Source organism: Brevibacillus parabrevis, from assembly GCF_022701015.1.
In the GTDB taxonomy this organism is placed as follows: Bacteria; Bacillota; Bacilli; order Brevibacillales; family Brevibacillaceae; genus Brevibacillus; species Brevibacillus parabrevis.
Window position 1 is genome coordinate 1105912 of record NZ_CP064090.1, and the last position, 13471, is coordinate 1119382.

Annotated in this window: 14 protein-coding genes; all 14 read left to right on the forward strand. The window is 54.4% G+C overall.

Annotated elements, in window-relative coordinates; all coding sequences use genetic code 11:
• The first annotated feature begins 13 nt into the window (after window positions 1-13).
• The 14 genes from IRJ17_RS05425 (at window position 14) to IRJ17_RS05490 (ending at window position 13332) form a co-directional block, all read left to right on the forward strand.
• Window positions 14-826: a sugar phosphate isomerase/epimerase family protein gene (locus tag IRJ17_RS05425; RefSeq protein WP_122962377.1), complete on the forward strand. Its 813-nt coding sequence runs from the start codon at window positions 14-16 to the stop codon at window positions 824-826.
• Between the two features lie 18 nt (window positions 827-844).
• Window positions 845-1411, forward strand: a complete 567-nt coding sequence (locus IRJ17_RS05430; protein ID WP_122962378.1) for a glycerol-3-phosphate responsive antiterminator — start codon at window positions 845-847, stop codon at window positions 1409-1411.
• A gap of 193 nt (window positions 1412-1604) precedes the next feature.
• A complete protein-coding gene (locus IRJ17_RS05435) occupies window positions 1605-2501 on the forward strand; it encodes a LysR family transcriptional regulator (RefSeq protein WP_229049773.1) in 897 nt (298 codons plus the stop codon).
• Between the two features lie 304 nt (window positions 2502-2805).
• A complete protein-coding gene (locus tag IRJ17_RS05440; RefSeq protein ID WP_122962380.1) occupies window positions 2806-3330 on the forward strand; it encodes a hypothetical protein in 525 nt (174 codons plus the stop codon).
• A gap of 39 nt (window positions 3331-3369) precedes the next feature.
• A complete protein-coding gene (locus IRJ17_RS05445; protein WP_242773609.1) occupies window positions 3370-5025 on the forward strand; it encodes an ABC transporter substrate-binding protein in 1656 nt (551 codons plus the stop codon).
• 16 nt (window positions 5026-5041) lie between these two features.
• Window positions 5042-6052, forward strand: coding sequence for an ABC transporter permease (locus tag IRJ17_RS05450; RefSeq protein WP_173597272.1), 1011 nt, complete (start codon window positions 5042-5044; stop codon window positions 6050-6052).
• Window positions 6049-7767, forward strand: coding sequence for a dipeptide/oligopeptide/nickel ABC transporter permease/ATP-binding protein (locus IRJ17_RS05455; RefSeq protein ID WP_242773611.1), 1719 nt, complete (start codon window positions 6049-6051; stop codon window positions 7765-7767). Before IRJ17_RS05450 ends, IRJ17_RS05455 begins: the two co-directional genes overlap by 4 nt.
• A 19-nt stretch (window positions 7768-7786) precedes the next feature.
• On the forward strand, window positions 7787-8614 hold the full coding sequence (locus IRJ17_RS05460; RefSeq protein ID WP_217022051.1) for an ABC transporter ATP-binding protein: 828 nt from the start codon (window positions 7787-7789) through the stop codon (window positions 8612-8614).
• A gap of 49 nt (window positions 8615-8663) precedes the next feature.
• Entirely contained in the window at window positions 8664-9311 is a 648-nt protein-coding gene (locus tag IRJ17_RS05465; RefSeq protein WP_173597275.1) for a phosphate starvation-inducible protein PhoH, read from the forward strand.
• A complete protein-coding gene (locus IRJ17_RS05470; protein ID WP_122962386.1) occupies window positions 9308-9913 on the forward strand; it encodes a hypothetical protein in 606 nt (201 codons plus the stop codon). The genes IRJ17_RS05465 and IRJ17_RS05470 overlap by 4 nt, the downstream gene beginning before the upstream one ends.
• Window positions 9913-10560 (forward strand): cell division ATP-binding protein FtsE, encoded by a 648-nt coding sequence (locus IRJ17_RS05475; RefSeq protein WP_173597276.1) that lies wholly within the window; start codon window positions 9913-9915, stop codon window positions 10558-10560. Before IRJ17_RS05470 ends, IRJ17_RS05475 begins: the two co-directional genes overlap by 1 nt.
• Complete coding sequence (locus IRJ17_RS05480) at window positions 10557-11432, forward strand: cell division protein FtsX (protein WP_242773613.1); 876 nt, start codon at window positions 10557-10559, stop codon at window positions 11430-11432. The genes IRJ17_RS05475 and IRJ17_RS05480 overlap by 4 nt, the downstream gene beginning before the upstream one ends.
• Window positions 11425-12399: a hypothetical protein gene (locus IRJ17_RS05485; protein WP_122962389.1), complete on the forward strand. Its 975-nt coding sequence runs from the start codon at window positions 11425-11427 to the stop codon at window positions 12397-12399. The genes IRJ17_RS05480 and IRJ17_RS05485 overlap by 8 nt, the downstream gene beginning before the upstream one ends.
• Window positions 12400-12426: 27 nt before the next feature.
• Window positions 12427-13332: a hypothetical protein gene (locus tag IRJ17_RS05490; RefSeq protein ID WP_229049772.1), complete on the forward strand. Its 906-nt coding sequence runs from the start codon at window positions 12427-12429 to the stop codon at window positions 13330-13332.
• Window positions 13333-13471 lie beyond the last annotated feature (139 nt).

Consider the following 13471-nt stretch of genomic DNA (forward strand, 5'->3'; position numbering starts at 1 on the left):
AGGGGAACGAGAGATGAGGGACAAAAGCGGTTTTGCCGTATCCAGCTATGCCTTGTTCGAGCTGCCGCTGTCAGAAGCGATCGACAGGCTGATTGCCGATGGCTGGACAGCAATCGAAATCATGTGCGAGGACGGTCACGCCGAGCTGTTGGGCTGGTCGAAAGAGCGACTGACACAGCTGCAACAAAAAGGCGTCGAGTATGGCATTAGCTGGTCGATTCACGCGCCGATTTCCGGCTGCAACCTGGCGGCGGAAGCGGGTGCAGTCCGGGAGCAAACGCTTGATACGATGAAGCGGTGTCTGGAGATCGCGAGCTTTTTGCACAGTACGCATGTGGTGATGCACGCGGGAGAAATCGCGGATCGGCTCGATCACACAGAACGGGCGAGAGGCGGGGAAAATGTCACCCGGGCGGTACAGTTGCTGCTGCCCGAGGTGAGTCATGGAAGCACCGTGCTGACTTTGGAAAATGTGCCGCCTTATTCAAAGCTGTTCGGCTGGGATGTTGGCGATTTGCTTGAGGTGTGCAAGGCAGTGGACTCCAGGCAGCTTGGTCTTACTTATGATGTGGGACACGCCCATCTGATTCGCCACGGGTATGCGCTCGAAGCGTTGGAGCAAGCGCTGCCGTACTTGTCTGCGCTGCATATTAGCGACAACCGGGGCGAGGCAGACGAGCACTTGGCGGTGGGCGAAGGAACGATTCCTTTTGCGGAGATATGGCCTTTGCTTGCCCGAAACGGGTTTGCCGGGAGCTGGGTAATCGAGACGCGGCAGTTGCCAAGTGCCGGAGTGAGCGTAGAGCGAATTGGATCGCAACGATGAGAACAGGAGGCGCTGACTATGGATCTGGGTACGATGTTGAAAACGAATCGGATTATCGCTGCGACTGAACAAGACCGTTTGGGAGAGGCGCTCGATTCCGCAGCTTGCGCCATTTTGCTCATGTACGGAAAGCTGACTCGCTTGATGGAGGAAGCAGAAGCCATCAGCCAGTCGGAAAAACCGATTTTTTTGCATACTGATCTGATGAACGGCTTGTCCAACGACAAAGAGTCATTTCGGTTCCTGTCTTCTTACATCAAGCCGACCGGAATTGTCACCACAAAAGGGCCGATGATTCGCGCAGCCAAAAAAGAAGGGATGCTGACGATCCAGCGCGTCTTCCTGATCGACACGACTTCGCTGACGACTACGATCAAAAACGTGCAGGAAAACCAGCCGGATGCGATCGAAATCATGCCGGGCATCGCGCCGTCGATCATCTCGTACATAAAAGATCATTTGTCGCAGCCGATTATTCTCGGCGGGCTGATCTGGAATTTGCAGCAGGTGGAAGAAGCGTTGGCGAGCGGTGCGGACGCGGTTTCGTTGAGCAGGCCGGAGATGTGGAATCATCTGACAGGCTGACGGTAGAAGAAAGCGGCTGTTGTTTCGTCTTATGCGGACGGGACGGCAGCCGCTTTTGCATGGTCATGCACGATATGCACATTTGAGCATGGACACTTTTCAGCAGATCAAGTAAACTTTTAATTGATAACAATTATCATTTTCAACAAATGACCAGTTATGGTTACTGTGCGTCATTCGCGGGGTGCTGCCTATGAATACACTGGAAAAAATGGAAACTTTCATCGTGCTTGCCGAATGCGGTTCTTTTACCGAGTCGGCGAAGCGGCTGTTTTGCTCTCAACCAACGATCAGTCACCATATTCAGCAGTTGGAAGAGCTGTTCGAATCGCCGCTTGTTCAGCGTTCGGGGAAACAGGTGCAGTTGACGCAACAGGGGGAAATTTTGCTCAGCTATGCCAAGCGGATTTCCCATCTGGTCGAAGAGGCTGCGGTGGAGTTGAAGCGGGTGAGCGAGCAGGAGCGGGTATTGTCTGTCTACGTCAGCAATTATATTGCGGGCTACTTTTTCTCCGATGTTCTCAATGAACTGCATACGATTTTGCCGCAGAAGCCGCTGGAGATCAATACGTATTGCTACAGCGATCTCATTCGCTGCTTTCAGGAGGGCAGGACGCACTACGCCTTGATGCCAATCTACCCCGAAGATGACTATATACGCAAAAATTTCGAGACTTCTGTTTTGTTCGAGGAAGAGCTGTTGCTTGTGCTGCCTGTGGATCACCCTCTGGCCAAAAGAAGGCTGCTGTACGCACGCGACTTGCACAATGAATCGATCTTGCTGCCCAAAAGCGAGTATTTGCAGCAATATGTCATCAATCATTTGAATAGTCGCCAGGTGAAGACGCGCTTTTTGCAGATGAGCAACTTCGAGACGATCAAACAGGCGATCAAGTCGCGCCATGGCATCGCTTTTCTCCCTTCCGGAGCGGTCAGGGAAGAGCTGAACAGAGGCGAGCTGGCGACTGTGCCTGTGTCGTCCATGCAAATCAGACGGCAAAACGGGTTTGTCTTCCGCAAAAACGCCGAGCTGAGCCAGGCGGATCGCGCCTTTTGCAAAAACGTGGAGCACTATTTGCGGACTGTTTGACTGTTTCCTTGTTGAATAGATACGTCCATAAAGCAAGCGGGCCAGTTCCCTGCACGGGTCAGTGTGGGGGCGGGCCTTTTTTTCATGCCGGCTGTTTGCAGGTAAAGGGCTGGAAACATTTATGCTATCAAGAAAATGAATAGGTAGATTCAAAAATATTATGTGAGAATGGGCGCTGTTGAGGAGAGCGGGTTTTCGAAAAAGCGGGCGTTCAAGTGGGATTGATATTCATTATCAATCGGATTAAGATGTACCTAGTTTTCAGATACAAACACATACAAGTCAACGATGGAGGGGTTTTTTCATGTCTGTGATCCGTGTTCGAGATCGCAACCAAGTATTGGAACTTAGCTTTCACGATGTGACCAAATACCATGGAAGTCTCGCCTTGATGGCCGTAGCGGTTGGGTTTCGGACGCTTCAGGCGGCTTTTGCCGAGCTGTTTGGCGAAGAGGCGCCAGAGAGAAAAGAATTATCGATTCTTTCCGGTCACGCCGGGCCAGGATTTCGCGACGTCTTTGAATACGTGACTCGTGCAGTGACGCGGGGAGCCTATCAAGTTGATGTGGACTACCCTGTCGCTCAATTCGATCCTCATCGGCCGCAGTCGTATGCATATGTCATTACGGCCGCAGATGGACGGGCAGTTGAAGTCGCGCTGCTGGACAGCTTTTTGCCCGCTGAATTTTACGATTACTTGAAAAAAGGTCGGGAGCAAACCATGACCGAGCAGGATGTGCACGACTTCGAGAAGCTGAAGCTTGCGCTGTCGGAGCGAGCGTTGGCATTGCCGCAGCATGAGCTTTTGACGATCAAACGAATCGCCTAAGGAAGCAACTGACAAATTGGAAAGCAGGAGGTTGTACACGTGTATACACGCAAGTCTTTCGGACTTTTTCTCAGTTATTTGTTAGTCCTGTCTGTCTTCGTGTTGGGCTGCCAGTCGAATCAAAATGCGGCACCTGGTCAAGCTGACGCACCCAAAAACGGCGAAGCTGCGGGTGCGGCTAATCAAACAGTGCCAGAGCTGAAAATCGGCTTGCCGTCGGACGCAGGCCCGCTGAACATCTACACCGGAAACATCGATTATTTGACAGAGCTTGTCTTCGATAAATTGTTCTCGCCTTCCCCCTATGTAGAAAAGCCGCAGCCTTGGCTGGCGGAATCCGCGCAGCAGCTCGATGACGTGACATGGGTAGTCAAAATCCGCTCCGGCATCAAGTGGCACGATGGCAATCCGTTTACAGCTGAAGACGTCAAATTCACCTACGAATACTATCGCGACGGCCCAGCTAACCGCCACACCCACCACGTAAGCGAAGTGCCGCACATCTCCAAAATCGAGCTGGACGACCCTTCGACCGTACGCTTCACATGCGCTTATGCGTGCCCGACTTTGGAACGAATCACCTTTGCCGACCTGCCGATTTTGCCGAAACACATCTGGGAAAATGTGCAAAATCCGCGCAAATATACCGACCTGCCAATCGGAACCGGCCCTTACAAGCTGGTCGAATACAAGGCAGATCAATACTACAAGTTCGAAGCAAACAAAGACTATTTCATGGGCAGCCCGATTGTCGACAACCTGGTGATGCCTGTGATCAAAGACCCGACAGCGATCTTCAATGCGCTGCGTGCGGGTGAAATCGATATTTCTGCACGTCCGGTTCCCGCTGAGCTGGAGGCTTCTTTCCAAAATCAGGCCAACATGAAAGTCGTTCAGACCGCTCCGTTGTCGCTGATCGAGTTGAAGCTGAATTACGAAAAAGCGCCATTCAATCAGGAAGCGTTTCGCAATGCGATGTCGCTCGCCGTGGATCGCCAAGCGATTACAGATACCGTGCTGCTCGGAAAAGGACGACCTGGCTTGAAAGGCTATCCTCACCCGGATTCGCCGTGGACCAATCCAAACCTGAGCACGCCGTACGATGTGGAAAAAGCAAAAGCAGTGATGGATGAATTGAAGCTCACCGACCAAAACAATGACGGTGTCCGCGAGAGTGCGGACGGCAAAGCACTCGCGTTTTCGCTGAAAGTACCATCTACAGAGCCGGCGTGGATTCGCGCTGCCGAAATGCTGAAGGAGCAGTACGCCAAAGTCGGCATCAAAATCAACGTAGAAGTGCTCGATTCCGGAACGATGGCGACCGTTTCCCAGACGCGTGATTTTGACCTCGTCATCGGTACGATCGGCGCTCACGGCGTTGCCGACCCGGATCAATTTGTGATGTCCCACCGTTCGTCTTACTTGTGGAACAAAAAAATCCCGTATCCGGCCATGGACGAGCTGACCAAGCAATGGATGGCGGAAACGAGCGTAGACAAGCGCAAAGAGATCGCGTTCAAAATGCAGGAGCTGTTCAACAAGCAGCCGACCAGCATCGTCTTGTACTACCCGGAAGAGAAATTCGCGTACAATGCGCAAAAATTTGACCAATGGGTAGAGTCGCCAGGGTTTGGCGTCATCAACAAATTTTCCTTGCTGCCAGATGGCGTGAAAAAGGCAGTAGCTAAAGAGTAAGACGGGGGGAGCTGTAATGAGTGGGAGCTGGTTCTCCTCTGCATTCGGCAAAAAATGCATTCAATATGTGCTGGTGCTGGCCGTCGCGCTGACGATCAATTTTGCTCTGCCGCGGCTGGCGCCGGGCGACCCGCTGGAATTTTTCTTTGGCGAGTCGACCATCAACGAGTTGACTCCACAGCAACGCCAGCAAGTCGAGCATGAACTTGGTTTGGATCGCTCGCTTTGGCAGCAATACGCTGATTTCATGACAGGTGTGTTCCGGTTCGATCTCGGCAGCTCCATCAAATACGGAAAGCCGGTAACGGAAGTATTGGCAGACAGACTGCCGTGGACGTTTCTGCTGGTAGCTCCTTCTCTCATCGTGAGCGCAGTCATAGGCATCGCCATCGGTGCCTATGCTGCGTGGAACCGGGGGAAGCGCCGCGACCTGCTTTTTCTGACGGGGATGCTCACGATCGAATCGATTCCCGGCTTTTGGATCGGCATGCTGCTCATTGCGGTTTTCTCGGTCAGCCTGGGCTGGTTCCCTTCCTTTGGAGCCGTGCCAATCGCTTTTACCGGGGGCGGCATGGAGTATGTGCTCGCCGTGCTCAAACATATGACGCTTCCCGTTATCACGATTACGCTTGCGACTATCGGGGGTAATTTTTTGCTCACCCGTTCGTCGATGCTCGATACGCTGGGGCAAGATTACGTGCTGATGGCGGAAGCCAAAGGGGCGGTCAAGCGCAGCCTGATTTTCAATCATGCGCTGCGCAACGCTCTGTTGCCCGTGTACACGCACATCACGATGAGCCTGGGGATCTTGGTGAGTGGCGCTGTCGTCGTCGAGACGGTCTTTTCCTATCCGGGGGTTGGCAGGCTGCTCTACGAGAGCGTGATTGCGCGGGACTACCCGATGATGCAAGGCGTCTTTTTAATCATCACGCTAGGGGTCATCGCGGCGAATTTGCTGGCGGATTTGACATATCCGCTGTTTGACCCGCGTGCCCGTCAAAGAAAACAGGTGGAGGAGTCTCCATGAGTCGTATTGGTTCCAAAATGATTGGTTGGCTCGGCGCGTTTTTGCTGGCGATCGTTCTGCTGCTTGCCTTCGTGGGACCTTACCTGGTGCCGTACGACGCCAGCGAGCAGTCTGGTGCCCCGTTCCAACCGCCTGGAAAAGAACATTGGCTTGGAACGAATGACATGGGGCAGGACATTTTGGCCGAGCTGGTAGTGGGCGCGCGCACCTCGCTTACGGTAGGGATTGTCGCAGCTTTGCTCGCTACCTTGATCGGCACGGTTGTCGGCCTGGTTTCGGGATATTCAGGGGGCTTTTTGGACGCCTTCTTCATGCGGATTGTAGACATTTGCCTGACTTTGCCGTTTTTGCCGCTCATGATCGTGATCGGGGTGTACATCGGGCCGAGTCTGTTGACGCAGGTGCTCGTCATCACGCTCGTCATGTGGGCAGGAAAAGCGCGGAAAATTCGCGCCCAGACGCTGTCGTTTCGCACGCGAGGAGCGGTCTTGGCTGCGCGATCGATGGGCGCGGGTCACTTCTATATTTTGCGGAAGCACATTTTTCCCAGCATCCTGCCGCTGGTCATCCCGCAGTTCGTGCAGGCTGTCAATGTCTCGATCTTGATGGAATCTTCGCTCAGCTTTTTGGGGATGGGAGATCCGCTGTCCAAAAGCTGGGGAAGCATTTTGTTTTACGCCAACTCGCGCAGCGCCTTTTTGACTGAGGCGTGGATGTGGTGGGTGATTCCGCCTGGCTTGTGCATCGTGATGACCGTGCTCGCCTTTTCCTTGATCGGCTATTACCTGGAGGAGCGGGTAAATCCGCGCCTTCGCGCTTATCAGGCGCCTGCTGCGAAGAGAGATCGGCGACTGGCGCAAGAGAAGCTGTCCGCTGTGAAGTCTGCGGCGGCAGACGCTTTGCTGGACGTGCAAAATTTGACCGTACAGTATCCGAAAGACGGCGGTACGGTTCGCGCAGTGGATGCTGTCAGCTTTGCTTTGCGCAAAGGGGAAATGTTGGGGCTGGTTGGCGAATCGGGCAGCGGCAAAAGCACGATTGCGTCGGCTGTCATGCAGTTGTTGAAGCCGCCAGCGCTCGTCTCGCAGGGAGCGATCTATTTTGCAGGCCGCGACTTGACGCAGCTCTCGTCCGAAGAGGTGAGACGGCTGCGGGGAAATCGGATTGCCTGGATTCCGCAGGCGGCGATGAACGCGCTCAATCCTGTGATGAACGTGCGAGAGCAGTTGGCAGAAGCGCTCCGTTCCCATCAGTCCATGTCCAAAGACGAGATCGCGGAACGAATTGACGAAGTGCTTGCGCAAGTCGGACTTGCTTCCCGGTGGGCCGCTGCTTTTCCGCATGAACTGAGCGGAGGCATGCGTCAGCGTGTTGTGATTGCCATGGCGCTTGTGAACAAGCCCGATTTGATCATAGCTGACGAGCCGACGACTGGTTTGGACGTCATGGTTCAGGTGGAGATTATCAAGCTGTTGAAAAACTTGCAGCGCACGCTCGGGCTGTCGATGGTGTTTATTTCGCACGATCTCCCTGTCGTACTCAGCCTGGCTGACCGCACCCTCATCATGAATCAGGGCAAAATCGTCGATCAGGGGAACACGCTCGCTTTGGCGAAGACGTCGACACATCCGTATACGCGCCGCTTGATCGATTCGATTCCAAGGCTGACGCCAGCCCTTGAGCAGCGTTCCTTGCAGGGGCAGGGACAACGATAATTTCACGGAGGCAAGAAGGATGGGAGTGCACAAACAAGAGCGGGATACGAGGCAGCAAAAGGTGTTGTTGCAAGTATCCGGGCTGTACAAAACTTACGGGAGCAAGGGCGCATCGAGGCAGGCTGCTCCGGTTATTGACGGCGCCAGCTTTTCCATCCGGCAAACGGAAACGGTCGGCCTGGTCGGTGCGAGCGGAGCGGGAAAAAGCACGATTGGGAGAATCATCGCCGGGATCGAGCAGGCGGACAAGGGGAAGCTGATCTACCAGGGCCAAGACTTGCTGGCGATGAAAGCCAAAGAGCGCAGAGCAGCCACGAGGTCGATTCAGATGGTTTTCCAGGACCCGTACGAGTCGCTTTCTTCGCGGATGACGATTGAACAGCTGGTCGCAGAGCCGCTGGTGATCGCCAGGCTGCACAAGAACGATCCGGCCAAAAGGACGGAGCTGGTCCGGGAAGCTTTGCGGGAAGTTGCGCTGTCACCGGAGCGTTACATGCACCGTTACGCTCATGAACTGTCAGGCGGGGAGCGCCAGCGGGTGGGTTTGGCTCGCGCGTTCATCACCCGGCCGCAGCTCATCGTGGCTGACGAGCCGACTTCCATGCTGGACACTTCCTTGCGTCTCGATTTGCTGGGGCTTATGCGAGAACTGAGCCAGCGGCATGAAATCGCTTATTTGTTCATTACGCATGATCTGGCGTTGACGCGAGGTTTTTGTGATCGGCTGCTCGTGCTCAATCAGGGGCAGATCGTGGAGACGGGCACGCCAGAAGAAGTGACGGAAAACCCGCAGCATCCTTTTACGTTGCGGCTGATCGAGGCGTTGCGGGAGCTTGACCAGTTTTGAGCGGGGATTACTCGATTGCTTGATGGAAAAAAGGAACGAGGAGGCATACATGGATCAACGAACCGATTTTTTGATGCTCGATTCGGGCTGCTGCTTTGGGGAGCCGCGTCTGAAAGACCCGAATTATCAAGATTTTTTTTCCTTCATCGATGTGTACGATTTGCCGGGGCACGATTTGTCGCCATACAAGTGCCTGGTGATTACCGGGCTGATCGACCAGGAGCTTTTGTACAAGCAAAAAGAGCAGATTCGTGATTTTCTCGACGGAGGGAAAGTGCTGGTGTTCAGCGGCAATCTGTTTTTGCCGTGGCTGCCGGGCGCGTCTGCTTTTGTGCCAAAAGAAATTCGCAATCATTCCGACTATGATGTGACGATCGCCAAGGAGCATCCGATTTTTGCCGGAGTGCAGACGTACGACATGACGTACAACAAAGGTGTTGCAGGCTTTTTCGCCAGAGGCCATCACCCGCTGCCGGACGGGGCTGAGGTGTTGTTGACCTTGCCGGGGGGAGAACCGATTACGTATATCGACCGGAACAGTACGAAGGGCACGATTCTCGTCCATTCGGGAAATGACTTGTTCGGCTACAATCACCCGGGAAAATCGACCGGACGAATTGCGCTGCAACTCACCGAGTGGGCGCGGAACGAATATCGGCAGCTTCAGGAGCCTCAGGAAAGGGGAGCGTACGCATGAGAAAGATCGCAGCTTTGTACGGCGGCAGCTCGCAGCATTTTCGCAGTTTGAACGAGCCGAAGTACCGCAAGTATTACGACAGGCTCATCTACTTGCCTGATCTTGAGAACACGTCGCTGGATGAGTTCGATGCGCTGGTGGTTCCCTCGCAGCTGCACATGGGACTGGTGATGAAATCGCGCGAGAAAATCAAACAGTTCGCGGAAAAGGGCGGGATTGTCGTCGCTTTCGGTCCGCAGCCGCGCGAATGGATTCCGGGGCAAAACTGGGAGCTTCGCCCGACGAACTTCTGGTGGTGGCTGGACAAAAACGCGAAGAGCGGGCTGGTGCTGCAAAAGCCGGACTACGATCTGTTTTCCTACATTACGCTGGCAGATGCGACCTGGCATCAGCATGGGGTGTACTGGCCGCCGGAGGGTGCCGAGGTGCTGATTTCGACCGAAGACGGGGGAGCCGTCCTGTATGTCGACAAGGTGAGCACAGCGGGTACGTGGATCGTCACTACGCTTGATCCGGACTTTCATTTTGGCTCGTACTTCATGCCTGCGACAGAACGCTTTCTCGACGGCTTCCTGCCGTGGCTGGCAGAGGGGAACGTCTGATGATCCGGCTGCAAAAGCTTTGCAAGAGCTACGGGGAGAGAGTCATTCTGCAAGACCTCGACCTGCATCTGGAAGCAGGGGAGTTCGCCTTTTTGCAGGGGCGGTCGGGTTCGGGAAAAAGCACGCTGCTCAAGCTTTTGTACCGGGAGCAAACCGAGTTTGCGGGACGCATCGATATTAATGCCGTCCCGATCGAACAAATCCGCAAATTCGAGTTAAGGCGAATGATGGGCGTCATTTTTCAATCGTTCGAGCTGCTTCCGCGAAAGACGGTCATGGAAAACGTGGCGCTCGCTGGCGAGGTCGTCGGAAAACGGTGGGGCGAAATCGAACCGGAAGCGCAGCGGCTGCTTGCAAGAGTCGGACTGCTGGATCGGAAGGATGTCTTTCCTGACCAGTTGTCGGGGGGCGAGCAGCAGCGCGTTGCGATCGTGCGTGCCCTGCTGAATCGCCCGCGCATTCTTTTGGCAGATGAGCCTACCGGGAATCTGGATAGCGAGACAGCGTTTGAAGTGATGCAATTGCTGAAAGAACTGCATGTGGAGGAAAACATGGCGATGTTGATTGTCACCCATTCGGAGCGGCTGGTTGAACAATTTCCGGCAAAGACGTGGATGATGGAGCAGGGGCGGGTACGCGTCGTATGAACAGACAATCGTGCATGTACATGCTCAGGGATGCGCGCGAAGGCATTCAGCGAAACATAGGGGCTGCGGCGGCTGCGGCAGTCTTGATTTTTGTCGCAGTGCTCATCGCGGGCATCCTGTTGCTCGGAAGGTTCGGTGTCGGGGATTTGATGGGCTATCTGGAGTCACAGGTAGCCATGAAGCTGTATGTAGACCCTGCTGCGGATACGAAGGCTATCGCGGCCATTTTGCAGGAAAAAAGCTTCGTTCAATCCGTCGAAATCGAGACAAAGGCGCAAATGCTGGAGCGATTGGCCGGATTTTTTGCCGGGCGGGAGCACCTGCTTGTCTCTTTTCAGGAGAGTCAAATTCCGGACGCAATCCGCCTGGAGCTGCGCGACAAGACGCAGATCAAGCTCGTGGCGGAACAATTGCAGACGATGAACGGCATCACAAAAGTCGTCTATCCGCAGGAATTTGCCGAAACGATCTTGCGCTGGTCGGCCCAACTGAACAAGTACGGCTTGGGCTTGCTGCTTGGTCTGGGCGCGCTCGCTTTCGGGATGGTGTTTATCGCGATGAATCTGGCCTTGTATCAAAGGCAGCAGGAGATTCGCGTCCGGCTGTTGCTTGGTGCGAACCCGTGGCATGTCAGGGGGCAATTTTTGTTTGAAGGCTGGCTGATTGGCTTCGTTGGCAGCTTGCTTGCGGCCGTAGCGATTTATTGGCTCTTTTCGGGCATGCTGTTGCCTTTGCAAAAACAGTTCCCGCTGGTGTTTCACTTCTCGCAGCAGCTGGTGTACGAGATGATGGGAGGCATGGCGCTCGCAGGCTCTTTGCTAGGGCTGTCAGCCAGCTATGCTTCGACAAGGAAGCTGATCAATCATGCGTAAAAAGCTGATGCTGCTCGTGGCGGCAGGGCTGTTTTTGGGGGCGACAGGGGCGTATGCGCATTTGACAGGCGCATTTGCGAATTTTCTCGTGACCGTCAACGACGAGAGCACCACCGAACGGCTGAAAGCAGAAGTGGCTCAGACCAAAAAAGAGATCGCCAGGCTTGCGCCGCAGATTGCCAAGCTTGAGAAAAGCTATGTTGCGGATCAAAAGGTAGCAGTCGACAAGCTGCAATTTTACAGTGAGATGGGATTGGATACGTGGGTTAGCTTGTTGCAGCAGCAACAGGAGCCTGTCGATATTCTCGGAAGTCAATGGCTGATCGAGCGGAATCTGGACGCATACATGGAGGAGCTGGACAAGCTGTATCTGGCTTACAAGCAACTGGTCGCCACGAAAGAAACGCTGGAAGGACACGAGAAGCTGCTTGGCATGATTGAGCAAAATCTTCAAGCCAGAGGCGCATTTCTCGCCGACAACCCGGAACTGCCGATCGAGCAGCTCGCCAATTATTTGGATATCGACTGGATGGCGGAGGTGGAGCCGGCTTTGCTCGCCATTTTGGCAAAAGACCGCGCTTTGACGGAGCAGCAGGCAGCCACCTGGGCTTCCACTCAGACGGGCACCGCTTCCCAGCCGTATCGTCTGGACGAAAGCTGGATCAACGAACGCAGCGAGCTGCGCTACTTTTTCCGTTCGGATCACGTGTACGTGGTGTTTCAAAAGCCTGACTTGCACGTGATTTTGATTGGACAAGTGTTGAAAGATTCTTCGGATGCGGCTGCCCTGGTTTTCGAGGCGGGATTTTTCAACGGCTTTTTGATGCCGGAAACATTGATTGAGGAATTGCAGGGCTTCCGCATTCCTTATGCACAGCTTTTGCAATTGCCTCGTGTACAGGCGCCCTTTTATCTCCAGCAAACAAGCGGAGGGCTGATCGTACGAACCGGAGATAGCCAAAACTAGCAGATCATCTGGATGGGAGAGAAAGACATGAGAAGGAGCTTGTGTTTGTTGGCGATGCTGGTATGGCTGTTGCCGAGCCTGGTATCGGCGCACATCGTCAACGAGCAAAACTTGTACGACGACCTGCAATATTCCAAGGCGACGTCGCAGATCGTGTATTTGAGCGGCCTGGGAGTGATTCCTTACGATCATCACGGCTCGACGCTGTTTTCCCCGCAGGAGAAGCTGACGCGTGAAGAGCTGGCGTATTGGGCGGGAACGTTCGGGAAGCTGCAAGAGAGCGGAGCGGCCCGTACAGAAGTGACAGCGGCAGCTTTGGCAAAAGGACTCGTGCCCTCTTTGGACGGCAATGCCACGTATGCGGACGTCAATCAGGCTTACTTTGCAGGCAAGCTGGCTGTGCAGGATGCCGGACGTGAGCTGACTCGCGAGCAATTTGCGTTGTTTGTGTTCGAGCACAGAAAAGATGAAGCCGAAGGGAAAAGCTTGTACGACCGGGGCGGCTTTCTCGCGGGGCCAACAGGCAAAGTGGACAAAGTGAGCGTTCGCGAGGAAAAAGATGCAGAGGGCAAGGCTGCAAAAGTGTATTCGCTTACTGTATCTGGCGCCGTGTATGACGTGTCGGCGCATCCGCGCGTGCTGCAAGCCGCCGTTGACCCGGCAGAGTGGGAAGGAAGGGCGATTCAGGAAGCGTGGCTGATGAATGTCGCAGGCAAACCGCAGCCGCAGCTCCAGCTGATTCAGTTTGAACAAAGCGCCAATGCTTCCGCACAACCGAAAAAAGCGACGAGTGCAGACCACGAGCATGAACACGCTGGTCATGAAGCGGCAGCCAGCAGTGACGAGTCGGGGTCATCGCTTGCTCCGCTGGTGATCGTAATCGTTCTGCTCGTGCTTGTCGGCGGCTTTTTGTTCACGCGAAAACGGAAATAAAGCCGCAGCCGCTATGGCGCTATGGATAGCTATAGGGAAAGCGAACGAAACAGGGCTTTGTCAGGGGCGGTCTGGCGAAGCCCCTGCTTTTTCTTGCGAACCGGACCGAACAGATCAAGCCAATCTAATCCATAAGTCG